Source organism: Micromonospora sp. B11E3, from assembly GCF_039871625.1.
In the GTDB taxonomy this organism is placed as follows: Bacteria; Actinomycetota; Actinomycetes; order Mycobacteriales; family Micromonosporaceae; genus Micromonospora.
The window spans coordinates 227,960-251,008 of the sequence record NZ_JBDPMC010000001.1; the positions used below are offsets into that span (position 1 = coordinate 227,960).

Here is a 23,049-nt window from a genome sequence, read left to right on the forward strand (position 1 = left end):
ACACCGCCGGTCCGACCCGGTCCGCCACCCGGCGTTCCCGGCTCGCGCCGCCCGGCCCGGCCGCTGACCAGCGCCTTCTCACCGGGCCGTCACGCCACGTTCACCTGGCCGCCACCGGGGCCGCCTAGCGTCGCCGGGGTGAGCGTCGCGCCCGAGGTCAGCGGAGCCGCCGAGGAACGCGGCGGGCTGCGCGTGGCGTACGGCGGGGCCGTGTACCCGGCCGAGGAGATCGCCCGCGGTGCGGCGTACGAGCTGTTCAGCGCCCAGGAGGCGGCCGGCTTCGAGTGGGCGCCCCGGCCGGGGGTGGCGCTGCCCTGGCGGCGGTTCACGCACGCCAGCGAGGTCGACGCGGTGCTCGGGGCGGCGGGGCCGGCCGGGGAGGCGGAGGCGCCGCTGCTGGTGCCGCTGCACCGCGAGCGGGGATGGGCGCAGGTGCACCGGCTCAGCCAGCAGCCGGCGGCGGCGGCGGACCCGACGCTGGCGGCGGTCCGCGCGTCGGCGGTGATCCGCCGGGGCACCCGGATGGTGAAGGTGCTCTCCGCCCGGCAGCTCGCCGGGTACGCCCGGGGCCGGCTGCCGTACGGCTTCTGCCACCGGGAGCACGACGTGGCCCACCTGCGTACGCCGGAGGCCCTCGCGGTGCTGCGCAGCGACGCGCCGGACGGGCGGGCAGACCTCGACGTGGTGTACGCGCTACGCTGGCGGGCCGCCGACCCGGCCGACTACGCCCAGCCGGTGGGGACGGCGTACCGGGGCCTGACCGCGCTGCCGCCCCGGGACCGGCTCGGCCCGCCGGTGCTGGGCACGGGGTTCGTGCCGAGCGAGGCGCAGCTGATCCCGGAGTTCGTCACCCGGGACTTCGCCGACCTGCCGATGCCGGCGAACGCCACGCTGGTCGCCTACCCGGCGTCGGGGGTGGAGGTGGTCCTCTACCGCTACGAGGCCGAGCAGCGGGGCTGGCTGCGGATGGTCGGCCCGCAGTGGCGCCACCTGCTGGCGGGGGTGCCGGGGCTGCCGCCGGACCAGGAGTACCTGCCGACCGGGGAGGCGGCCCGCTCGACCCGGTTGGTCGGCGGGTACGCCGGGGCCGTGTACGAGGCGGTGGCGGACCTGCCCGGCGGGTTCCGGGTGCTGGCGATGACCCGGGCGGCGCGGTTCCCGGTCGACGCCGTGGCCCGCCGGCTGCGGCACGCGGGCTGGCGGGGCGTGCCCTGCCTGGTGCTGCGGGAGGAGGCCGACTGGCTGCGGCTGCGGCTGACCCGGCCGGACCCGGACGCGGTGGCCGTGACCGGGGCGCAGTGCCAGGAACGGGGCGTCTACGAGGTGTGGGCCCCGGCGTCCGAGGTGACCGACGACCGGGTGGTGGACGTGCCGTACCCGCTGTGACGCCCCCGCAGACGGCGGGCCGCGGCCGGGCGACGCCACAGGAGGGGCGACGCGGCAGGAGGGGCGACGCGGCAGGACGGTGGGCCGCAGCCGCGGCGGGCATAACGGCGGGTGGGTCGGGAATGCGCGGGCCGTCCGACGACCCTTGCCCGGATCTCAGGAGACGCGCATGCCCTTCATCACCGTCGGCGCGGAGAACACCGCGCCCATTGACCTGTACTACGAGGACCACGGCGCGGGTCAGCCGGTGGTGCTGATCCACGGCTTCCCGTTCAGCACGGCGACCTGGGAGAAACAGGTGGGGGCGCTGCTCGCCGCCGGCTATCGGACGATCACCTACGACCGGCGGGGCTTCGGCAACTCCAGCCAGCCGGCGGCCGGGTACGACTACGACACGTTCGCCGCCGACCTGGACGTCCTGCTGACGGAGCTGGACCTGCGGGACGTCGTCCTGGTCGGCCACTCGATGGGCACCGGCGAGGTGGTCCGCTACATCGGCGTGTACGGGTCGAGCCGGGTGAACCGGGCGGTGCTGCTCAGCCCCCTGGAGCCGTTCCTGCTGAAGACGGAGGACAACCCGGAGGGGGTGGACCGGAGTCTGTTCGACGGCTTCCAGCAGGCGATCATCGCCGACCGGTTCGCGTTCCTCACCACGTTCTGCGACGCGTTCTTCAACCATCAGGACGACAAGGGCAGGATGGTCAGCGAGGAGGCGTACCGGGCGCACTGGAACATCGGGGCCCGGGCGTCGGGCATCGCCACGTTGCAGTGCGTGGACGCCTGGCTGACCGACTTCCGCGGCGACCTGCCCCGGATCGACGTACCGACGCTGATCGTGCAGGGCGACCAGGACAAGGTGCTGCCGATCGGGGCGACCGGGCAGCGGTTGCAGCCGATGCTGCCGAACAGCCGGTTGATCACGCTGCAGGGTGCGCCGCACGGCATTCCGTGGACCCACGCCGACGACGTGAACCGGGCGATCCTGGAGTTCGCCGCCACGCCCGCGATGGCCCGGGCCTGAGGCGCCCGTCCCGGCCGAGGCGTACCGCCGGCGCCGCCTCCCCTCGCGGGGGCGGCGCCGGCGTCGCGTGCGGGCGTCGCGGCGGGCCGTCAGCCGGCGAGCCGGGCCAGCTCCTCGTCGACGATCGACGGGTCGAGCTTGCGGAAGACCGGCTTCGGCGCCGCGAGGGGCCGGCCCACCTCCAGCGGTACGGACTCCCAGCGCGCCCCGACCGTGTAGTCCCCGGTCAGCACCGGGTACGCCGGCCCGCCGTCGAGGTCCTCGACCTCCTCGATCACCGGCATCGGCGCGTGCACGCCGGTGCCGCCGAGCAGCTCGTGGATCTTCTGCGCGGAGTGCGGCAGGAACGGGGTGAGCAGGGTGTTCGCGTCGCTGACCACCTGGAGGGCGACGTGCAGGATCGTCCCCATCCGGGGCTTGTCCGCCTCGTCCTTGAGCTTCCAGGGGGCCTGCTCGGAGAGGTACCTGTTGGCCTCCGCGACGACCCGCATCGCCTCGCCGATCGCCTGCTTCTGCCGGTGCCTGGCGATCAGGTCGCCGACGGTGGCGAAGCCGGCCCGGGCGGTGGCGAGCAGCGCCTCGTCGGCCTCGGTGAGCCCGGCCGGGTCGACCGACGGGACGGCCCCGAAGTTCTTCGCCGCCATCGAGATGGACCGGTTGACCAGGTTGCCCCAGCCGGCGACCAGCTCGTCGTTGTTGCGGCGGAGGAACTCCGCCCAGGTGAAGTCGGTGTCGTTGCTCTCCGGGCCGGCCACGGCGATGAAGTAGCGCAGCGCGTCGGCGTCGTACCGCTCCAGGAAGTCCCGGACGTAGATGACGACCTTGCGGGACGAGGAGAACTTGCGCCCCTCCATCGTCAGGTACTCGCTGGAGACGACCTCGGTGGGCAGGTTGAGCCGGCCCAGCCGGCCCGGCTCGCCGTCGCGCGCGCCCTCGCCCGAGTACCCGCCGAGCAGCGCCGGCCAGATCACCGAGTGGAAGACGATGTTGTCCTTGCCCATGAAGTAGTAGCCGCGGGCGTCCTTCCCCTGCCCGTCGGCAGACCACCACTTCCGCCAGGCGTCGGGGTCGCCGGAGCGGCGGGCCCACTCGATGGACGCCGACAGGTAGCCGATCACCGCGTCGAACCAGACGTAGATGCGCTTGTCCGGCCGGTCCCGCCAGCCCTCCAGGGGGATCGGCACGCCCCACTCCAGGTCCCGGGTGATGGCCCGGGGCTGGAGGTCGTCGAGCAGGTTCTTCGAGAAGCGCAGGACGTTCGGCCGCCAGCCCTCCCGGGTGTCCAGCCACTGCCGCAGCGCGTCGGCCAGGGCCGGCAGGTCGAGGAAGAAGTGCTCGGTCTCGACGAACTCCGGCGTCTCACCGTTGATCTTCGACTTGGGGTTGATCAGGTCGACGGGGTCGAGCTGGTTGCCGCAGTTGTCGCACTGGTCGCCGCGCGCGCTGTCGTACCCGCAGATGGGGCAGGTGCCCTCGATGTAGCGGTCGGGCAGGGTCCGGCCGGTCGACGGGGAGATCGCCCCGACGGTGACCTTCGGCACGATGTAGCCGTTGCGGTGCAGCCCCTCGAACAGCTCCTGCACGACCGCGTAGTGGTTGCGGGTGGTGGTGCGGGTGAACAGGTCGTACGACAGCCCCAGCGCCCGCAGGTCCTCCGCGATCACCCGGTTGTACCGGTCGGCCAGCTCGCGCGGGGTGACCCCCTCGGCGTCGGCCTGCACCTGGATCGGGGTGCCGTGCTCGTCCGTGCCGGAGACCATGAGCACGTCGTGGCCGGCCATCCGCATGTACCGGGCGAAGACGTCGGAGGGAACGCCGAATCCGGATACATGGCCGATGTGGCGCGGGCCGTTGGCGTACGGCCAGGCTACCGCCGCGAGAACGTGACTCATGACCAGCAAGCCTAGTGACCACGGCCGGCAACCCGCGAACCAACCGGCCGGCGGGGCCTGACCCGGCTTCGGGCATACCGCCCGAAGAAGCCCACTCGCCATCGACGGCCGTGCCGGCTTCGGCGTCGGCGTGCGCCAACGGACACCTCCGCGGCCTAGGATCGTCAGGTGAGCAGTGCGTCGACAGCGCGAAGCGCCAGCGCGGGCCGGATGGAGTCGGAGCACCCCGGACCGGCCGGCGGCGACGCCACGGCTCTCCCCTCCAGCGGCGGCGGCCTTCCCGCCGTCGTCCGGCGGCGGCTCGCCACCGTCGACGCCCGGCTCGACGTCAACTCGTGGCTGGCCACCGCCGTGGTGGTGGCCATCGCGGCGATCCTGCGCCTGGTCGGAGTCAGCGGCCCGAAGGGCAAGATCTTCGACGAGATCTACTACGCCCGGGACGCCTGGGGGCTGGTCGACAAGGGCGTCGAGTGGAACTACAAGGACAACGGCCCGTCGTACGTGGTGCACCCGCCGCTGGGCAAGTGGCTGATCGGGCTCGGCGAGTGGGCCTTCGGCTACCAGGACGCGGAGTTGAAGATCTCCGTGCCGGGGCACCTGACGACCACCGCCCCCGAGTTCGGCTGGCGTATCTCGGCGGCCGTCGCCGGCGTCCTGTCGGTGCTGCTGCTGGTGCGCATCGGCCGCCGGCTGTTCCGGTCCACCGCGCTCGGCTGCGCCGCCGGCCTGCTGCTCGCCCTGGACGGCTTCCACCTGGTGCTCTCCCGCACCGCGCTGCTCGACATCTTCCTGCTGCTGTTCGTCCTGGCGGCGTTCGGCGCCCTGGTGCTCGACCGGGACGCCCGGCGGCGGCGGTGGGCCCGGGCGTTGGAGGCGGGCCTCGACCCCGCCCTCCCCGGGCGGGCCGGCCGCCCCACCGGTGGCTGGCGGAACTGGCCCTGGTGGCGGCTGGCCGCCGGGGTGCTGCTCGGCTGCGCGTGCGCGGTGAAGTGGAGCGCGTTGTACTTCGTGCCGGCCTTCGCGCTGCTGGTGCTGCTGTGGGAGGTCGGCGTCCGGCGCTCGGCCGGGGTACGCCGGCCGTGGCGGGACGCCCTGCTCGACGAGCTGCCGTGGCTGGCCCTGGCCGGGGTGCTGATGGTCGTCACGTACGTCGCCACCTGGTCGGGCTGGCTGCTGACCGACGACGGCTACTACCGCCTGGCCGCCAACTACCCCAACGTGCCGGCGCTCAGCGACACCCCCGTCGTCGGGGCGCTGAACAACCTGTGGGAGTACCACAAGGCGGCGTACGGCTTCCACAAGCAGCTCGACGACCCGCACAAGTACCAGTCCTGGCCGTGGCAGTGGCTGCTGCTCGGCCGCCCGGTCGCCTTCTACTGGTCCGGCGAGGGCGCCTGCGGGGCGCCGAGCTGCGCCTCGGAGATCCTGCTGCTCGGCACGCCGCTGCTCTGGTGGTCGTTCCTGCCCGCGCTGGTCGGGGCGGCCTGGCTGGGCGCCGCCCGGCGGGACTGGCGGGCCGGCGCGATCCTGCTGTCGGCGGCCGCCGGCCTGCTGCCCTGGTTCTGGTTCGCCCTCGACGGCCGGACGATGTTCTCCTTCTACGTCGCGCCGGTGCTGCCGTTCCTGGTGCTCGCGGTGGTCTACGTGCTGGGCGCGATCGTCTCGCCGGCCACCGCCGGGGCGGCCGCGGAGGGCGGGCGCGCCCGGTCGGACGAGGACGCCGCCGAGCGGCGGCTGATCGGCGGTGTCGTGGCGGGCGCGTACGTGCTGCTGGTCGCCCTGTGCTTCGCGTACTTCTATCCGATCTTCGTCGGCCGGCTGCTGCCGTACGCGGACTGGTCGGCCCGGATGTGGCTGGACGGCCGCTGGATCTGATCCCGGCGCGGGCGCGGCCGGCACACGGCCCGGCCGCGCGGGCCTTCGCGATGGCCCGGCCGCGCGGGCCTTCGCGATGGCCCGGCCGCGCGGGCCTTGGCGGCGGCGCGGGCGGGGAGTCCATTCGACGGGACTTTCGCGAGCATAGGCGCGCGCCCCGATCGCCTGCCACGGGGGAAGCGGGCGATTGGGGCGCGCAAGAAAAGCTTAGCCACCTTGCATCACCGGCACAACGGGTGGGCTCGCGGCAATTTTCGACCCGCATCGCGCCGGCTCCCGGTCCACCCGGGGACCCGACCGCCGACACCGGCGAGGAGAGCCTCGCGGAGCCCCGACCAGGAAGAACCGCCCGGGAACGGCCGACCCGGCGAGGAGCGGGCACGGCCGGGCCGTCGAAACGGCGGGACAGCGCCGCCGGACCCGGGCGAGCCTCCAAAGTGGATCTCACTACACTTCGCCCGGTGATCAACAAGAGACGATCGACAACGGTCCTCCGTGGACTGCTGGCGGCGACCGTCCTGCTCGGCCCGGCGGTGCTGTTGGGCGGACCCGCGCCGGCACGGGCGGAGAACGAGCCTCCCGCCGAGCCGCCCCGGGTCGAGCTGGTGCTCGACGTCAGCGGCTCGATGCGGGCCCGGGACATCGACGGGCGCAGCCGGATCTCCGTTGCCCAGCAGGCGTTCAACGAGGTGGTGGACGCGCTGCCCGAGGAGACGCAGCTCGGCATCCGGGTGCTCGGCGCCACCTACCGGGGCAAGGACAAGACGGTCGGCTGCCAGGACACCCAGCAGATCGTGCCGGTCGGCCAGGTCGACCGCACCCAGGCCAAGGCGGCGGTGGCCACCCTCCGGCCCACCGGCTTCACACCCGTCGGGCTGGCGCTCCGCTCGGCCGCCCGGGACCTCGGCACCGGCGCCACCGCCCGCCGGATCGTGCTGATCACCGACGGCGAGGACACCTGCGCCCCACCGGACCCGTGCGAGGTGGCCCGGGAACTGGCCGCGCAGGGCACCAAGCTGGTGGTGGACACCCTCGGCCTCGCGCCGGACGAGAAGGTGCGCCGGCAGCTGGTCTGCATCGCCAACGCCACCGGCGGGACGTACACGTCCGCGCAGAGCGCGGACGAGCTGACCGACCGGATCAAGCAGCTGGTGGACCGGGCGCGGGACACCTACACGGCCGCCCCGACCGTGGTGGGCGGCACCGCCCGCTGCCCCGACGCGCCGCTGCTCGCCCCCGGCGTCTACACCGACCGGGAGCAGTTCTCCGAGCACCGCTGGTACCGGGTCCCGGTACGCCCCGGACAGGAGCTGCGCGCCTCGGTGAGCATCGCGCTGGACCGCCCGGTCAACCCCGACCACGGCGTGCTGCTGCGGGCCACCGCGCCCGACGGGCGGGAACTGGTCCGGGGCGTGGACGCCGGCAGCGGCCGGACCGACGTCGTCTCGGCGGGCCTGCGCTGGTCCGCCGCCGCCGACCGGGACGACGAGGACGACGACAGCGGGGACGACGACCGCGAGACCCCGAGCCCGGCGGCCGGCGCCGCCGACGCCGCGCCGACCATCGTCTGCCTGGTGGTCAGCAACGCGTTCGCACCGCGCCCCGGCACCCAGGTCACGCCGGGCATGCCGATCGAGCTGACCGTCGACGTGGTCGCCTCGTCGCCGGCCCCCGCCGGCCCGGACCTCGGCCGGGGCTGGGTCCTGCTGCTCCTGCTGGTCCTGGCCGGCCTGGTCACCGGCCTCGTCGCCGGGCTGCTCACCCGCTGGTGGGTCGCCACCTGGAGGGAGAACTGAGGATGCGTACCCGCATGATCCGGGCCGGGGTGGCCCTCGCCGCCGCCCTGGCGCAGCCGGCGGCCCCCGCGCTCGCCGCGACCGCCGCGCCCACCCCCTCCCCCGGTGCCGCCACGGTCACCAAGGCCGGCACCTCGTTCCTGACCGCCACCCCGATCACCGCCGGCCAGCCGGTCCACGTCGGCGCCTCGACGGGCGACTACCTCTACTGGTCGTTCCCGGCGACCGCCGGGCAGATCCACGAGATCACCGCCACGGTCGCCTTCCCCAAGGGTCGTACCGGCGCCTCCACCTGGACCGTCGACGTCTTCGACGGCCTGCGCCGGCGGCAGGCCTGCACGGCGGGGGCGCAGACCCCGACGGCGGCGGCGTCGGCGACCAGCGTCCCGCTCGGCTGCACCCTGCGCCAGGTACGTTCGTGGGCGGAGCCGTGGTCGGGCGATCCGCTGCCCGGCACGTACTATCTCCGGCTCTCCGTGGTCGACCTGCCGGAACCCGACCTCGGCCTGCCGATCGACGTGGACCTGCTGGTCTCCGACGTCGGCGACGGCCAGGCCCCCGGCGACGACGGCGAACTGAAGGCGCCGCTGGTGCCGAACACGAAGGCCGGCACGGTGCTGACCGGGGAACCGGCGGCGGCGCCGGCCGACGAGGAGCAGGACGGCGCCGGCCTCGACGGCTGGCTGCCCGAGCTGTCCTCGCGGTGGATCTGGACCACCGTCGGCGGGGTGCTCGCCGCCGTGGCCGGTGTGGTGGGCTTCGCCCTGACCCGCCGCCCGCGCCGCCGCTGAGCGGCGCGGGACCGGGCCGGGCACCGCCCCGCACCGGTGGCCGCCCCCATGGCTTCGGGGGCGGCCACCGGGCCGGAGGCGGTCGGCCGCCAAGATGCGGGCCGGGATTCAGTGTGCGCGCCGGCCCCGGGGCAGCCAGCCGACGAACCGGTCCCGCAGCGCCGTCCCGGGCACGTCGGGCAGGTCCTCGCTCGCCGCGGCCAGGCACGCGCCCAGGTAGACGCTGAGCCCGCTCCGGTCGGGCCCGTACTCGGCGATCAGGAGGTCGCGGCGGGGCGCGCACGGCCATTCCGCGCCGCAGGTCGCGCAGAGCCAGGCGGGCGACGCCGGGCGGTGGTCGCCCGGTGGCGGGTCGTGCGGCGTCGGCTGAGCGATCATCGAGTACGTCCTCTCGCGTCGACAGGTCCCGGGCGGCCCGCCCGTCGCCCCTGGACGGGTGACCCGCCAGGTACACCAGGTACGGCGTCCGGCAGCCCTCCGGCGTCACCCCGTGCGGTACGTTCGCACGGATGGGCATCCGGGAGTTCACGATCGCGCAGGTGCTGACCGGGGGCGGCGATGCGTGACCTGCTGCCGCCCGAGGTCGAGGTGGCCGTGGCCGACGGCGACGACTGGGCGGGCGAGCTGCTGCCCGCCGAGCGGGCCTGCCTCGGCGAGCGGGCCGTGGAGAGCCGCCGCCGGGACTTCACCGCCGGGCGGGTCTGCGCCCGCCGGGCGCTCGCCCGGCTCGGCGTGCCGGAGGTGGCCGTGCCCTCCGCGCCGGACCGCGCGCCCGTCTGGCCGGCCGGGCTGGTCGGCACCATCACCCACACCCGCGGCTACTGCGCCGCGGCGGTCGCCCGCGCCGACGAGGTCCGCTCCGTCGGCATGGACGCCGAGCGGCACCGGGAGCTCAACGCCGGGGTACGCCGGCTGATCGGCCTGCCCGACGAGTGGGACGACGTCGCGCGGCTGCCGGACGCCGTCCCCTGGCCGGTGGTGCTGTTCAGCGCGAAGGAGACCATCTACAAGGTCTGGCACCCGGTCGTCGGCACCTGGCTCGACTTCCACGACGCCCGGGTCACGCTCGACCCCGACTCCGGCCTGTTCACCGCGCGGATCGCCCCCGCCCGGCTGGCCGCCGCCCCGGTGCAAAACCCGCCCGCGACGGTCACCGGCCGCTTCGCGGTGGACGCCGACCTGGTCCGCACCGCCGCCGTCCTGTTACCCCGCTGAGACGGTGCGGTGCCGCGCGACTTGCCGCAGGCGGCTAACGTCAGTGCGTTCGAGATCGCCATGAGCAGCGCGTTTCAGATCGCCATGAGGTGCCGAGGAGTACGGTGAGCCACCCCCAGCCCCCTTACGGGCCGCAGGACCCCTACCAGCCGAACCATGAGCCGCCCACGGCACCGATGCCGCAGTACCCGGCCGAGCAGGGCGGCTACCCGCCGCCTCCGCCGACCGTGCCGCAGCCGCCGGTCTCCGGATCGCCGTACCCGCCGCAGCCGCCGGTCTCCGGGTCGCCGTATCCGCCGCAGCAGGGGGGCGGCTTCCCGCCGCCGGCGCCGGAGTCCGCGTACCCGCCGCCCGCCCCGGACCCGTCGTACCCGCCGGTGTCGGGTACGCCGTACCCGCCCACCTCGGGCGCGCCGTACCCGCCGGGCGCCGCCCCCGCGGGCCCGGGCTTCCCGCCGGGCCCGGCGCAGCCGCCGAAGAGCAACAAGAAGCCGATCATCATCATCGCCGTCGTCGCGGCCGTGCTCGCACTGCTCTGCTGCATCGGCGGCGTCGTGGCGCTGGTCAAGGGGGCCAGCGACGCGGCGGAGGAGGCCAAGCGGGACATCACCCTGCCCAGCGTGACCACCGCGCCCAGCGGCCGGCCCACCCCGAAGTCCTCGTCGTCCTCCCCGGCCACCGGTGAGACGTTCAACATGGACGCGGGCGACACGCTCGTCATCACCGACGACGACGGCACCCTGGAGATCACGGTGACGCGGTTCCGCACCACGACCAAGGGCTGCAAGTCGTACTCGCCCGAGCCGGACAAGGGGCTCTACCTCACCGCCGAGGTCACCGCCACGGTGACGAAGGGCAACATGTCGATCAACCCGTTCTACTTCCAGTGGGTGGCCGCGGACGGCACCACCGCGAACGGGATCGCGGGCGCCCTCGCCGGCTGCGGCGACCTGCTCGACTCCGGGGTCAACCTGCGGGAGGGCAGCAAGCGCACGGGCGTGGTGACGTTCGACGTGGCCGACAAGGACGGCGTGCTGGAGTACCGGCACAAGCTGGAGACCGCCGGCTCCTGGAAGCCGTAGGGGCAAGAAGCGGGTACGCGGGGCCGACCGGGCACGCCGGCCGGCCCCGCGGCGTCCTACCGGCCCGTCAGTGCACCGCCACGGCCACCGGGTCCGCGTCGAGGTCGGCGAGCCGGGCCGGTCGCACGACGACGAGCAGGACCACGGTCGAGGCCACCATCCCGCCGGCGACCACCAGGGACATGGCCACCGCGCCGGTGCCCAGCACGCCCACCAGCGGCGCGGCGAGCGCGCCGACGCCGAACTGCACCGCGCCGAGCAGGGCGGAGGCCGTACCAGCCGCCTCGCCGTGCCGGGACAGCGCCAGGGCCGGCGCGTTCGGCAGCGCTAGGCCCGCCGCCGCGAGCACCACCCACAGCGCCACCAGCAGGCCCGGCAGCCCGCCGAACCCGGTCGCGGCGAAGGCGAGCAGCGCCAACCCGGCCGCGGTCCCCACGGCGAGGGCGGCCACGAGGATGCGCTGCGGCGAGTGCCGGCGCAGCAGCCGTACGTTGAACTGCGTCGCGGTGATCAGCCCGACCGCGCCCGCGCCGAACGCCAGCCCGAACTCCTGTTCGTCCAGCCCGTACTGCTCCTGCAGGACGAACGACGACCCCGCCACGTACGCGAACAGCGCCGCCATCGCCAGCCCGGCCACCAGGACCAGGCCCACGAACGTCCGGTCGCGCAGCAGCGAGCCGTACACCGTCGCGGTGGCGACCACGCCGCCGCGCCGGCGGCGGTCCGGCGGCAGCGTCTCGGGAAGGCCGAACGCGGCGACCACGACGAGCAGCATGCCGAACGCGGCCAGGGCGACGAACACCCCCCGCCAGTCCGTCCAGCGCAGCAGCCCGCCGCCGAGGGTGGGGGCGAGGATCGGCGCCGCGCCCATGACGAGCAGCAGCCGGGAGAGCAGCTTGGCGAAGGCCGCGCCGTCGAACAGGTCGCGGACGACGGCCATCGCGACGACCGAGGCGGCCGCCACGCCGAGCCCCTGCACCACCCGCAGCCCACCGAGGACGGCGACGTTCGGCGCGAGGATGCAGAGCACCGACGCCACGACGTGCAGCGCGATGCCGGCGATCAGCGGCACCCGCCGCCCGACGGCGTCGGACAGCGGGCCGATCAGCAGCTGGCCGACGGCGAGTCCCGCCAGCGTGCCGGTGAGGGTCAACTGGACCGCAGCCGACGTGGTCCGGAAGTCGGTGACGATCGTGGGAAGCGCGGGCAGGTACATGTCGATGGTCAGCGGACCCACCGCGATCAGCGAGCCGAGCACGAGGACGAGCCGTAGGCGCTGCCGGCGGCTCATCAGGTCACCCGGCGTCGACGGGGCCGGGGGCGTTTCGAGATCCTGGGTGACGGTCATCGGGACGTCTCCGTCCGGTCGTGGGGTAGCCGGGCGCGGAGGTGTTCAGCAGTCACACCTGGCTCCAACCCCGATCAGGCCCGCTGATTCCCCACCGGCGAAGAGGTGCCGCAGCTCACAGCGCTGTCCGACACGTGTGTCCGCGTCGCTCCCGGGCCGGCGGGGGACGGCCGTGGCGGCGCCGATCGGCCGCGTGGTGGCCCCTCGCGCGCGGCTGTCACACTTCGTGCCATGCTGGGCACCGAACGCCTGCGACCGTGGCCTCTGGTCGGGCTCGTCCTCTTCGTTCTGGCGCTGGCCGGGGCGGCGACGCTCGCCCTGGTGCTCAGCGGCGGCAACCAGCAGACCGTCGGCGTCGTCGTCTCGGTCGCCTCGGCGATCCTCACCCCGCTGATCAGCGCGATCGCGGTGGCGCTGTGGCGGCGTCGACGCTGGGAGGGGCTGGACCCGGCGGCGACGCTGACGTCGGCCGCGGACGACCTGGCGCTGGCGGTACGGCGGGAGTGGGAGCAGGCGGTGGTCGATCGCCGGTTGCGCCGTCCGATCCCCGTCCGCTGGGCCTGGTCCGACCGGCCGGTGAGCGGCCGGGTGGAGGACACGGTCGGCGGCGCGGACGGCCTGACGCACGGTCGCTTCGAGCCGTTGCCGGGTGCCGCGTCGGCGTCCGCCGCCACCGTTTCGGCCGGCGGGCTGGCGGAACTCTTCGCCGTCTACGCCGGCCTGGGTTCCGGTCGGACGGTTGTCCTCGGCGCCCCCGGAGCCGGCAAGTCGGCGGCGGCCATCCTGACCGTGCTCGAAGCCCTCGCCCACCGCGAGGCACTCGACGACGAGGTACGCCCCGCGGTGCCGGTCCCGGTGCTGCTCAACGCGAAGAGCTGGGAGCCGGGCCGACAGTCGCTGCACAGCTGGATCGCCGAGCGGCTCGCGGCCGACTACCGGTTCCTGCGGGCCCCGAAGTACGGGCCGGACGTCGCCGCCCGGCTGGTCCGGGACCGCCGCATCGCGCTGTTCCTCGACGGATTCGACGAGCTTGCCGCCGAGTCACAGGCGCTCGCGCTGGAAGCCCTCGACGACCAGGCCGACTGCCGGCTGATGCTGTTCACCAGGAGCGAGGAGTACGCGCAGGCGGTGCGTGGGGCGCGTCTGCACGGCGCCGCCGCCCTCGAACTACGCCCGGTTCCGGCCGTGGTCGCCGCCGACTACCTCGCCCGATGGCAGGTCGCCGAACTGCCGGCGCCGTGGCGACGGTTCGTCCAGCTGCTCCGGAGTGCGCCGGACAGCCCGTTGGCGCGGGCACTGAACTCGCCGCTGACGGTGACCCTGGTCCGGGACACCTTTCCGGACCCGGCCGACCTGGAGGAGTTGCTCGCGCCGGACCGGTTCGCCACGCCGACCGAGGTCGAGGACCATCTCCTGGACATGGTTCTGCCCGTCGCCTACCGCCGCCGCCCGGGACAGCCCTCCGGCCCCTACGACCTGCCGCACGCCAGTCGCTGGCTCACCGCCCTCGCCACCGCGATGAGCCGGCACGACGGAGAATTCGCCTGGTGGCGCGTGCACCATCGGGTGCCGGCACGCGTACGCGTGATCAGCACCATGCTTCTCGGTGGGCTCGTCGCCGGCGCGACCGCGGCCGTCATCGCCGCGCTCACCGAGGAGTTCGGGGAACGCGACACCGTGGACGTCGGGCCGGCCGCCGTGGTGGGGCTCCTGCTCGGCCTGGCGATCGGGCTGGCGTCGGAGCGCCGGGTATCGCCGGCGGGTGGGTTCGCCGGCGGCACCCGGTTCCGCTCCAACCCGGGGCTGGGCCTGGTCTCCGGGCTCTCCGTCGGCAACGCCACCGCGTTGACCGTCGGGCCCGCCCTGGGCGCCGCCGGGCTCGGGGTCGCCCTGGCCGCCGCCTTCGCCGCCGGGACCGCCACGAGCCTCGCGTCGCATGCTGCGCTCCAGCGCACCGACTCGGCCCTGCCACCGCAGTCCGGCCCCGCCGGCATCCTCCGGGCCGGGCTCACCCAGGGTCTGCCCGCGGGCCTCGCCACCGGAGTGCCGGTCGGGCTCGCCACCGGGGTCTCGGCCGGGCTCGCGTACGGGATGCGGGGTGGACTCGTCACCGGTCTGGTCATCGGCGTGACGTTCGTCCTCGCCTTCGGGCTCATCGACGGCATCTCGGCCGCCTCGCAGCACGTCGCCGCCCCGCTACAGCCGATCAGCGCCTGGCGGCAGGACCGGCGGCGGAGTCTCGTCGTCGGCGCCGTCTTCGGGGTCTCGGTGGGCGTCGCCGCCGGCATCACCGATGCCATGGCCATGGCCCGGCACGACCCGCTCCCGGTCGCTGCCGTGGTCGGGCTGGTCACCGGCGTGGCCGTCGGGGTGGCTACGACCATCGCCGCCGCCCTGACCGTCTCCTGCACCTGGCGTACGACCCTGGCTTTCCTGCAACTGTCGATCCGGGGAGAGGGGCCGATCCGGGGGATGCGGTTCCTGGAGGACGCCCACCAGCGTGGCGTGCTGCGCGTCGTGGGATCGGTCTACCAGTTCCGGCACGCCCGGCTCCAGGACCGCCTCGCCAGGCCTCCGCTGCCCTGACGAAACGCCGAAGCTCGGCCTTGCTGTCGATCCGGCAGAATGGCGGCGTGCTGAGCCCTGTCACTCTTCGGTCGATCCTGCCCGATGACCTGCCCCTCGTCGAGCGGCTGTGGCAGCTGTACCGGCACGACCTGTCGGAATTTCGCGGCATGCTGCCGAACGACATGGGCCTTTTCACCGCGGGCCCCCTGCCGGCGTACCTCGACGACCCCGACACCTGCGGCTACATCTTCTGCCAGGGCGCAAGCCCGGTGGGCTTCGCATTCGTGTCCGGCTTGCGGGCCGGGCCGCTGCACATCTCCGAATTCTTCGTCGTACGGGCCGCGCGCCGCTCGGGCGTCGGAAGTCATGCCGCCCGGCAACTCTTCGCCAGACACACTGGGCAGTGGGAGGTGGCCTTCCAGGAGGAAAATCCTGGTGCCGCCCGCTTCTGGCGTCGGCTCGCCGCCGAGGTCTGCCCGACAGGCCACCGGGAGGAACGGCGTGCCGTACCCGGCAAGCCCGAGATTCCTCCGGATACGTGGCTACTGCTGACGACCTGACGCCGTCAGCGCGCCAGATCGGATCCACCGGTGCGAGCCGTCGCTGTAGTGGAACTTCTCGTCGCCGCGCCGCAGGATGCTCACCGCAGCCAGCCCAGGAAGCGTCGGTGCAGGGTGCCGGCGGGCGCCCAGGTCAGGTCCTCGGCGGCCCGGGCGAACTGCGCCCCCATGTAGAGCGCCAGCGACATCGGCGCGTCCGCGAACTCCGCCCGCAACTCCTGCCGTCGGGTGCGACAGGGCCAGGGAGCGCCGCAGCCGCCGCAGCTCCAGATCGGCAGGACCGGCCCGTGGACGGTCACGCCCGGACCCCCAGGTAGCGCGCCATGATCGTCCGGGCCTGCCGGCTGGTCGCCCACTCCACCTGCCAACACGGGTACGGGTTGAGACGTCCCCACCACGCCCGGCAGCCCGTACACATCCCGTCGAGCCCGCGCAGGTGTACGGCGAGGATCGCCTGCTCCTGGTCGTCGTTCACTTCGCCTCCCCGTCCGGCCAGTGGCCACGGTTGATCGGGATCCGGTGCCGGGCACGGCAGGGCAGGTCGGCGCCGCAGCGGCAGATACGCCGCCACTTCCGCCAGCACCACACCGGGCGGTGTCGTCGGGCAAGGGTGAGGGCGGCTGCCAGGACGTACTCGTCGTACGAGACGCGCTGTCTGCCCGGGTTCGACGTGCCATGACGGACGTCCTCGACTCGGCTCACCGCTCGGGTCTCGTCCCGTAGCAGGTGAGCTGGCCCAGGGTCATCCGAACGGTCGGCACGATCTGCGTCGGCTCGCAGTGCCAGTGGCTGTCCCGCAGCCGTTGGGCCTGGTCGAGTAGGCGGCGCTGGGCGGCTGCCTGCTCGGCGGCCTGGTGACGCTGGCCGGTACCGGGCGGGACCGGGTCGGGCCGGCCGATCAGTCTCCGGACGAGTGCTCGGATGGACAGCATCACGGTTGCCTCCCTGCAAGGTGTCCAGCAGCAGACGTCCCATGACTGACTTCTTCATCTCGTGAGCTGAGCCCGTATCGGTGGGCCAAGTGCGTCATTTGGACGGCGGCTCTTGCGCAATCAGGGTGCGCCCATCGGTGGTGACGAGTTCACCGCCAGTTATGGACGGCTAGGGACGTCCTTGGTAGGGTTAGTCGTCCCCGCAAGTCGTCCCCCGACCGCCCCAGCGAGCAGGAGTCGCGATGCCGAACGACCGCCTACGCAACGGGATGCTCAAGAAGGGCCTGACGCCGGCCGCTCTCGCGGACAAGCTCGGTGTCGATCCCAAGACCGTCGAGCGGTGGGTCACCCAGAGTCGGAACCCGTACCCGCGTTACCGCCACTCCATTGCCGAGCTGCTGGACGAGAGCGAGTCGTACCTCTGGCCGGACGCTCTGCCGACGCAGCGGGCCGTGCAGGTCAGCCAGTCCGAGGTCGTCCACATCTACCCGCGCCGCGGGGCCGTCCCGACCGACCTCTGGCAGCAGTTGCTGGAGAAGGCCACCCGACAGGTCGGCGTCCTGGTCTACGGCGGGTTGTTCCTGCCCGAGTTCAACCACCGATGGGTCCCGACGCTGCGCGAGAAGGCACTGGCCGGGGCTCAGGTGGAGTTGCTATTCGGTGACCCGGAGGGCGAGCACATCGCCCAGCGCGGAGACGCCGAGGGCATCGGCCCGGCCATGTCGAGCAAGATCCTGAACGCGCTGGCCTTCTACAAGGACCTGCGGGGCCTGGAGAACGTCGGGATCTACTACCACGACACGATCCTCTACAACTCCATCTACCGCTTCGATGACGAGATGCTGATCAACACCCACCTCTATGGCACGCCGGCCGCCTACGCTCCGGTGATGCACCTACGCCGGCTGGGCGGTGGAGAGCTGTTTGACAGCTACGTTGCCAGCTTCAACCGGGTGCTCGGTGTGAAGCGGGCCGTCTGGCCGGAGCACTGAGCCGCCGGCACTGAGAGGGTAGGAACATGGCCCGGATCGAGCACTTCAACAACCCGAACGCGCCGAAGCCGAACAGCATCGTCGTAGCAGTGACTGTCTTCGTCCAGGACGAGCAGGGACGGGTGCTCCTCATCCAGCGCACCGACAACGGACTGTGGGCGCTGCCTGGCGGCGCCCAGGACTTCGGCGAGTACATCGCCGAAACGGCCGTGCGGGAGACGCGTGAAGAGACCGGCGTCGAGATCGAGGTGACCGGCGTCGTCGGGATCTACACCAACCCGAACCATGTCGTGGAGTACAGCGACGGCGAGGTGCGACAGCAGTTCTCGATATGCTTCCGAGGCCGATACATCGGCGGCAAGCCTACGACCAGCGACGAGTCGTCGGCTGTGCGTTGGGTACCGCAGGACGAGCTGAACCACCTCACCGTCCACCCTTCGACGCGACTCCGGATCGACCACGGCTTCGAAGGGCTGACGGATCCCTACATCGGGTGACCTGCGAGCCGGGACCGCGTGCGCAGTACGGCTTGCATCAGCGCTGGCTCGGCTTTGCGCCAAAACCGGGTGACCAAATCATCAGGCCCGTACCGTTCCCGGACCTCGGCCAGCCTTTCCTCCGGGGTGAGGTCCTGCCCGTCCGGGCCCGTCGTCATATCGGCGAACCATAGAGCGTCCGAGGTTATCGACTCCTCGCGTGGGAACTCTGCCGCCAAGGCATCGCCCAAACCGCGTTCGTCCGCCTCGTAGGAAGCGCAGGAGTGATGGGCGACGAGGCTTGCGAGGCGACTGCTAAAGCCCATCCGCAGAAGCCATCGAGCCCCATCCAGCGAGTGGAAACCGGTATCAACGATGGCCGGCGAGTAACCGATGTCATGAAGCCATGCGGCGGCAGTCAACAGATCTAGTTCGTGAGGAGCCACAACGCGGCCCACTCGCTCGGCTTTGTTCGCGACCGATTGCACATGCCGCCATCTTCTAGGCAGAGGTGCCGATAGGCAGCGATCAGCCAGGCGACGCGCTTGCGCGACAGTTCCATCCACATGTCGAGGATAACTGGAGGTGGTCATTAAGTCGAGCTATCCGTTTGCTGCGTCCGGGCAACAAGGCGATCAGTTAACTCGATCGTCGCGAGATACCACCAGAAAATCCAGTCAAGAAAGGCTGCGTCATAATCGCCCTTTTGACGCTCACTTTCGTGGCGAATTGCGAATTCGTTTGCTATTTGAAATAGCGCTCCCTCGTCTCGACTAAGTAGCTCTTTCTTGAGTAGTTTTCGGCGGTCCTCAAGCACATGAGCTAATGTTATGACCGCAGACCTCTTGTCTTGAGCCGTCGCAGTGCGGCGACGGAAAAGGGCGGTAGCATGTTCGATATGATCTCGCGATCTCTGGTTCGGTGAACCTAGGGCGCGAGCAAGAAGAACTCGCCGGTCGTCCTCAATCAGATGCACAAGCCGACCCGCGTTCTCTCCACTGGTGGCCAGTCTGAGCGGAATGTTCGCGCTTTCCAAAACCCGATTGACTTTTGTGGTGTAGAGGGCTCGTGCCGGCTTCACCGAAAAAGCGCTGTAGTGCCACCCGCACTGATTCCAGTTATGCCATGAACGGTCACGAGGTCGGGCCACTAAATCATGGAAGACCTCAATCACAGTAAAGAACGTGTCATCATCCCACGCTGTTGGCTTCATTGGCCAAAGCTCAGGTATTCCCGTAAACTCTTCGAGCTTAGCTGATCGGTCCACTTCTTCGCCGTACGGATCATCAACGCAAATCCTCGGAAAGGCCCGTTCGAGATATCCGGCGTTTTCAAGTTCGCCCAGCAGGCTGACAACCCTGCGCCTTGCGGCTTCGGCGTTAACTGCACTAGGGGCGGGTGAGGAACTACCCTTGCGCTCATTCCAGTACGGTTGTGGGCTCGTGGCTTCTTTAAGTCCATGAGCATTTTCGATCAGACGGTCAAGGTAAGTCGACTGATCGAGTTGCGGAACGTGCGGCGTCTCCGGTTTGGTCGCTGCTGTGGGCGAGGATGCCCACGGATCATCAAAGGAAGCCCTTGATGCGTGTTTCGGAAGGGCCAGGTATTCCTCCTTTGGGACTGAGCTAACGAAGGCTTCCTCAAGAAGAAGTTCTACCCGGCTTACAGTTGATTCGTGGCCGATCAGGATTAGGCTCTGCGCCTCGTCGACAAAGAGCTCTTTGGGCCACGCAAGTTCATAGTCAGGACCGTCGAACATGGACGCCAACTCTACGGCAGCCTGCGGCCGGTGAGCAAAGGTCTCCGGCTGATGTTCGCCTAGCTATGGTCCACTAGGGTGCCCTCGGGTACCTGTGGCTGGGGTTGAGGAGCGTTCAATTGGCCATCCGGACATGGTTAGCGCGCATTCACTGGCTATTGGGATGGGGTCTCGCTGTTGGCGGCGCGGCGCCTTGGGCTCTCCTGGTTGCTGCGGCACGACGCTTGGTGGTCGGGAGTGCTCGTCAACGCTGGCACCGCCTTGGTGCTCTTTGCCTCATTGCTCCTCATTGGTAGGGATATCGAGCGGCGCTTGAACGATGTCCAAGCGGAGCAGCGCAATATCAGCGACCGCCAAGACGAGACAAAATCCAGAATTGACAACCTTGCAGAGGAAGTTCCCAAGCGCAGAAAGCGCTTCGACTGGTGAGAGAAGAGTTGTCAAATCAGGTGACCGGGAGATTTTCCAAGATTCGCGCGTCCGGGATCAAGGCGGCCCGCTTCGCAGGCCGCTCGCGCCGCCGAACCTGGGCCGGGTCGATGGCCCGCCGCCGCGCCTCTGGCCTTCGGCCAGCGCGTCGGTGTTAGCCCGCCGGCGGCGCGACATACGACGAAGCCCCGGGCCGCCATGGGTAGTGGCAGATCCGGGGCTTCGGTGTTGTCTGGACAAGGGCAGTGCCTCCGGCGGGTCCTCGGGCACTCCGGGATGGTGGCGCCATCCGACAACCTCCGTCCGGGCAAAGCCGAGTGGGTGGGGACGAAGGCCGACGGGATGGCGGTAGCGCGAGACGAGGCGAATCGTCTTGTCTAGAAGGGCGGTTCGGAAATGATCGCTTCCTGGAGTTGGGGATAAGAGTAGTACCCTCCCGCCTTATCGAATTACTGCACCGCCTCGCGAAGCCCCCACCATTCGGTCGAGCATTCGGTAAAGCGCCCTAGCGTTAGGTTGAAAAACTTCAACATCAGGTCAGGCATCCCTGAGGCAAAGTGAATCTGATTGTTGGAGATGAATGATGCTATGACCGACTTGACGTCCGCAACGCTCATCTCTCGCGCAATCGGCAGGATCAGGCGATCCATATTATCCTCGGCGATCCTGAAATTCTTCGATTCCGAAAATACCTTGATGGCTGCTTGGGTAAAGCTTAGCCCGGGATTGAGTGACGCTACGTCTAGGAGGTTGCCGACGTTTAGCCTCTCGCGTCGCTCGTTAACAATGTTTGCAATGTCTGCCGGTAAGCGCCGAGTAAAGAGTCCATGATCCAAAAGAGATCTTAGTTCCGCGCCTTCGACGGCTGCCTTAACTCGGGATGCGAGGACTGCAGCAATGCTCGCCAAGCCAACTCCAAATCACCTAGAGCGCCTGCAAATCGGATGAGCTCAATGGGCGTAAGCCCGAGACCTTCCTCCTTGATCTTGACCACTCTGTCGAGCGCGTGGGTTAGCAGATCAGGTTCAATGCGCTCCAAAGCGTGCGCTGCGAGTGCGCACCGATCGCCGCGCTTCAAGTTCCCATCAGGCGGGCTAATTGCTGCTTTGACGATTAGTTCAGCGAGGCCCCTGCGGAGGCCACCCTTGCCTCGTTCAAAATATCGCTCACGCAGGTAATCGCATAGATCGTCAAGGTTGTTCGGGAATGCCGTGCTATCGACTTCCTGACGGAACCTCTCGATGGCCTTCTTGCCGGGAGTCGGACCTTTCGATAAAACTGCGTCTACGCGGCGGTGCCGAGGTGGACCCGGACGAGCTCTGGGGTTGGCTCGAAGACCTCATCCGGCCTAACGAAGGCGGGATGAGCGCATACGTGCCGGTCCTTGCGAAGTCGCTCTAGCTCATCGACCTCACGGTCACTGAGAAGCTCGAACTTGTCGCGACACAGGTGTAGAAGGTCACGTTCCACCTTTGCGACGTGCTCAACATTACCGCTGGTAATCGCCCGGTCTAGTCCTTCGACGAAGTCGCGCGCCTCGCCTTCGCCAGTTCCTGCAATCTCGCGGATCTTGTTTACGAGGTCGAGTGCAACGGCTACCCAGGTCGCGACGATTGCGGGACGAAATGCTCCCGCTTGATATGCGCGCACGGCTTCGGTTAGGTATCGCTTGGACCCAGCATCCCGGACTGCCGCCTGCAAGTCCTCCAGTGCTCGCATATGCCCTCTCTGGCCGGACGGCAACTCAACTGAGCGATGCTACGGCTGCAGCCGGTCACGCGCAACGTCCGCCGCCTGCCGTGCCCGACTGGAGACCAGGACTGAGGCGAGCGGCGAGCCTCCAAGATCCTTTGGTACAGATCCACGACAACTGAGAGCAACTAGCAGCGGCAGACGTTGGCAAGTGTCGGCAGGTGCGCCCCTGGTCGGAGCGCCGATCGGCCCGATTGATGACATTCGCTCGCTGCGGTGGGTTAAGGGGTTCAAATCCCCTCAGCTCCACCAGTAACACCGTTGAGCAGCGGCAACGCTGCTCACAAGATCAGCGGGTACACATCCGGTACAACTCACCGCGGATCTTGGTTCTTCGGGGAGCGCTGCGCTTGGCGCTCGCGTCGCGGAGTGCGCTGCTGACGATGTTGCGGCGGCGGTCTTTCTTGGGCCACCAATGGACATAGGTCTCGAGGGTGATCCGCAGGCTGGAGTGCCGTAGCGCGTTCTGCACGTCGGTCGGATCAGCACCCGAGGTGATGAGTACTACTGATGCTCGGCTCGGTTCGGCTGGCGCGGTTGCTGTACTTCGCTGCTGTACTGCTGGCGTCAGAACCTCAGCGCAGCCAACCCAGGAAGCGGCGGTGCAGGCTGCCGGCGGGTGCCCGGGCTAGGTCCTCGGCGGCGCGGGCGAATTGCGCTCCCATGTAGTGCGCCAGGGACATCCGCGCGTCGGCGAACTCCGCTTGCAACTCCTGGCGGCGGGTTCGGCAGGGCCAGGGCGCGCCGCAGCCGCCGCAGCTCCAGACCGGCAGGACCGGGCCGTGGGTGGTCACGCCTCAACCCCCAGGTAGCGCGCCATGATCGCCTGGGCCTGCCGGCTGGTCGCCCAGTCCACCTGCCAGCACGGGTACGGCACCAGTCGTCCCCACCACGCCCGGCAGCCGACGCACATGCCGTCGAGCCCACGCAGGTGTACGGCGAGGATCGCCCGCTCCTGGTCGTCGTTCACCTGGTCTCCCCGTCCGGCCAGTGGCCACGGTTGACCGGTATCCGGTGCCGGACACGGCAGGGCAGGTCGGCACCGCACCGGCAGATCCGCCTCCACTTCCGCCAGCACCACACCGGCCGGTGCCGCCCGGCGAGGGTCAGGGCGACCGTAAGCAGGTACTCGTCGTACGAGACGCGCTGTCTGCCTGGGTTAGACGTGCCATAAG

General features: G+C 70.6%; 22 protein-coding genes and 2 pseudogenes. 12 read left to right on the top strand and 12 right to left on the bottom strand.

The features are described 5' to 3' along the window. Positions 1-138: 138 nt before the first annotated feature. Positions 139-1,386 carry a hypothetical protein gene (locus ABGB16_RS01040; RefSeq protein WP_347666012.1) on the top strand — a complete coding sequence of 416 codons (1,248 nt, stop codon included), beginning with the start codon at positions 139-141 and terminating at the stop codon, positions 1,384-1,386. 169 nt (positions 1,387-1,555) lie between these two features. Next, positions 1,556-2,407, top strand: coding sequence for an alpha/beta hydrolase (locus ABGB16_RS01045; RefSeq protein WP_347666013.1), 852 nt, complete (start codon positions 1,556-1,558; stop codon positions 2,405-2,407). 89 nt (positions 2,408-2,496) lie between these two features. Here the strand turns inward: ABGB16_RS01045 and metG are convergent, their stop codons facing one another. After that, positions 2,497-4,299, bottom strand: a complete 1,803-nt coding sequence (gene metG, locus ABGB16_RS01050; protein ID WP_347666014.1) for a methionine--tRNA ligase — start codon at positions 4,297-4,299, stop codon at positions 2,497-2,499. Positions 4,300-4,509: 210 nt separating this feature from the next. Between metG and ABGB16_RS01055 the strand changes: the two genes are divergently transcribed. The 3 genes from ABGB16_RS01055 to ABGB16_RS01065 all read left to right on the top strand — a co-directional run bounded on the left by ABGB16_RS01055 (position 4,510) and on the right by ABGB16_RS01065 (position 8,761). Continuing rightward, the gene (locus ABGB16_RS01055) at positions 4,510-6,174 is read left to right on the top strand and encodes a phospholipid carrier-dependent glycosyltransferase (protein WP_347666059.1); all 1,665 of its coding nucleotides are present in this window, start codon (positions 4,510-4,512) and stop codon (positions 6,172-6,174) included. A gap of 461 nt (positions 6,175-6,635) precedes the next feature. After that, positions 6,636-7,970, top strand: coding sequence for a VWA domain-containing protein (locus tag ABGB16_RS01060; RefSeq protein ID WP_347666015.1), 1,335 nt, complete (start codon positions 6,636-6,638; stop codon positions 7,968-7,970). A gap of 2 nt (positions 7,971-7,972) precedes the next feature. After that, positions 7,973-8,761, top strand: a complete 789-nt coding sequence (locus ABGB16_RS01065) for a peptidase (protein ID WP_347666016.1) — start codon at positions 7,973-7,975, stop codon at positions 8,759-8,761. Positions 8,762-8,869: 108 nt separating this feature from the next. Here the strand turns inward: ABGB16_RS01065 and ABGB16_RS01070 are convergent, their stop codons facing one another. Next, complete coding sequence (locus ABGB16_RS01070; RefSeq protein ID WP_347666017.1) at positions 8,870-9,139, bottom strand: hypothetical protein; 270 nt, start codon at positions 9,137-9,139, stop codon at positions 8,870-8,872. Between the two features lie 180 nt (positions 9,140-9,319). On the opposite strand from ABGB16_RS01070, the gene ABGB16_RS01075 reads away from it, so the two are divergent. Continuing rightward, the gene (locus ABGB16_RS01075; protein ID WP_347666018.1) at positions 9,320-9,976 is read left to right on the top strand and encodes a 4'-phosphopantetheinyl transferase superfamily protein; all 657 of its coding nucleotides are present in this window, start codon (positions 9,320-9,322) and stop codon (positions 9,974-9,976) included. Positions 9,977-10,080: 104 nt separating this feature from the next. Continuing rightward, on the top strand, positions 10,081-11,058 hold the full coding sequence (locus ABGB16_RS01080) for a hypothetical protein (RefSeq protein WP_347666019.1): 978 nt from the start codon (positions 10,081-10,083) through the stop codon (positions 11,056-11,058). Between the two features lie 67 nt (positions 11,059-11,125). On the opposite strand, the gene ABGB16_RS01085 is transcribed toward ABGB16_RS01080, so the two are convergent. Then, a complete protein-coding gene (locus ABGB16_RS01085; RefSeq protein ID WP_347666020.1) occupies positions 11,126-12,406 on the bottom strand; it encodes a multidrug effflux MFS transporter in 1,281 nt (426 codons plus the stop codon). A 231-nt stretch (positions 12,407-12,637) separates the two neighbouring features. Here ABGB16_RS01085 and ABGB16_RS01090 point away from each other — a divergent pair, with 231 nt between their 5' ends. Then, positions 12,638-14,992 (top strand): hypothetical protein, encoded by a 2,355-nt coding sequence (locus tag ABGB16_RS01090; RefSeq protein ID WP_347666021.1) that lies wholly within the window; start codon positions 12,638-12,640, stop codon positions 14,990-14,992. Positions 14,993-15,012: 20 nt separating this feature from the next. Continuing rightward, positions 15,013-15,534: a GNAT family N-acetyltransferase gene (locus ABGB16_RS01095; protein ID WP_347666022.1), complete on the top strand. Its 522-nt coding sequence runs from the start codon at positions 15,013-15,015 to the stop codon at positions 15,532-15,534. A gap of 80 nt (positions 15,535-15,614) precedes the next feature. On the opposite strand, the gene ABGB16_RS01100 is transcribed toward ABGB16_RS01095, so the two are convergent. The 3 genes and pseudogenes from ABGB16_RS01100 to ABGB16_RS01110 all read right to left on the bottom strand — a co-directional run bounded on the left by ABGB16_RS01100 (position 15,615) and on the right by ABGB16_RS01110 (position 16,466). Continuing rightward, the gene (locus ABGB16_RS01100; protein ID WP_347666023.1) at positions 15,615-15,833 is read right to left on the bottom strand and encodes a hypothetical protein; all 219 of its coding nucleotides are present in this window, start codon (positions 15,831-15,833) and stop codon (positions 15,615-15,617) included. Further along, positions 15,830-16,189, bottom strand: a pseudogene (locus ABGB16_RS01105) (hypothetical protein); the annotation flags it as partial. The pseudogene ABGB16_RS01105 and the gene ABGB16_RS01100, both read right to left, overlap by 4 nt. Before the next feature lie 43 nt (positions 16,190-16,232). Then, positions 16,233-16,466, bottom strand: a complete 234-nt coding sequence (locus ABGB16_RS01110; protein ID WP_347666060.1) for a hypothetical protein — start codon at positions 16,464-16,466, stop codon at positions 16,233-16,235. Positions 16,467-16,708: 242 nt separating this feature from the next. Here ABGB16_RS01110 and ABGB16_RS01115 point away from each other — a divergent pair, with 242 nt between their 5' ends. Next, entirely contained in the window at positions 16,709-17,458 is a 750-nt protein-coding gene (locus ABGB16_RS01115) for a helix-turn-helix transcriptional regulator (protein WP_347666024.1), read from the top strand. A 26-nt stretch (positions 17,459-17,484) separates the two neighbouring features. Beyond that, positions 17,485-17,955 (top strand): NUDIX domain-containing protein, encoded by a 471-nt coding sequence (locus ABGB16_RS01120; RefSeq protein WP_347666025.1) that lies wholly within the window; start codon positions 17,485-17,487, stop codon positions 17,953-17,955. Here the strand turns inward: ABGB16_RS01120 and ABGB16_RS01125 are convergent. Together ABGB16_RS01125 and ABGB16_RS01130 are read right to left on the bottom strand one after the other, a co-directional pair. Beyond that, the gene (locus ABGB16_RS01125; RefSeq protein ID WP_347666026.1) at positions 17,943-18,422 is read right to left on the bottom strand and encodes an HD domain-containing protein; all 480 of its coding nucleotides are present in this window, start codon (positions 18,420-18,422) and stop codon (positions 17,943-17,945) included. The genes ABGB16_RS01120 and ABGB16_RS01125 overlap by 13 nt on opposite strands. A 104-nt stretch (positions 18,423-18,526) precedes the next feature. After that, positions 18,527-19,693, bottom strand: coding sequence for a hypothetical protein (locus ABGB16_RS01130; RefSeq protein WP_347666027.1), 1,167 nt, complete (start codon positions 19,691-19,693; stop codon positions 18,527-18,529). Between the two features lie 237 nt (positions 19,694-19,930). Between ABGB16_RS01130 and ABGB16_RS01135 the strand changes: the two genes are divergently transcribed. Then, complete coding sequence (locus tag ABGB16_RS01135) at positions 19,931-20,122, top strand: hypothetical protein (RefSeq protein WP_347666028.1); 192 nt, start codon at positions 19,931-19,933, stop codon at positions 20,120-20,122. 449 nt (positions 20,123-20,571) lie between these two features. On the opposite strand, the gene ABGB16_RS01140 is transcribed toward ABGB16_RS01135, so the two are convergent. From ABGB16_RS01140 to ABGB16_RS01155, 4 genes and pseudogenes are all read right to left on the bottom strand, one after another. Further along, positions 20,572-21,030, bottom strand: a complete 459-nt coding sequence (locus ABGB16_RS01140) for a hypothetical protein (protein ID WP_347666029.1) — start codon at positions 21,028-21,030, stop codon at positions 20,572-20,574. A 376-nt stretch (positions 21,031-21,406) separates the two neighbouring features. Beyond that, the gene (locus tag ABGB16_RS01145; RefSeq protein WP_347666030.1) at positions 21,407-21,841 is read right to left on the bottom strand and encodes a hypothetical protein; all 435 of its coding nucleotides are present in this window, start codon (positions 21,839-21,841) and stop codon (positions 21,407-21,409) included. Positions 21,842-22,449: 608 nt separating this feature from the next. Then, positions 22,450-22,668: a hypothetical protein gene (locus ABGB16_RS01150; protein WP_347666031.1), complete on the bottom strand. Its 219-nt coding sequence runs from the start codon at positions 22,666-22,668 to the stop codon at positions 22,450-22,452. Beyond that, positions 22,665-23,024, bottom strand: a pseudogene (locus tag ABGB16_RS01155) (hypothetical protein); the annotation flags it as partial. The gene ABGB16_RS01150 and the pseudogene ABGB16_RS01155, both read right to left, overlap by 4 nt. Positions 23,025-23,049 lie beyond the last annotated feature (25 nt).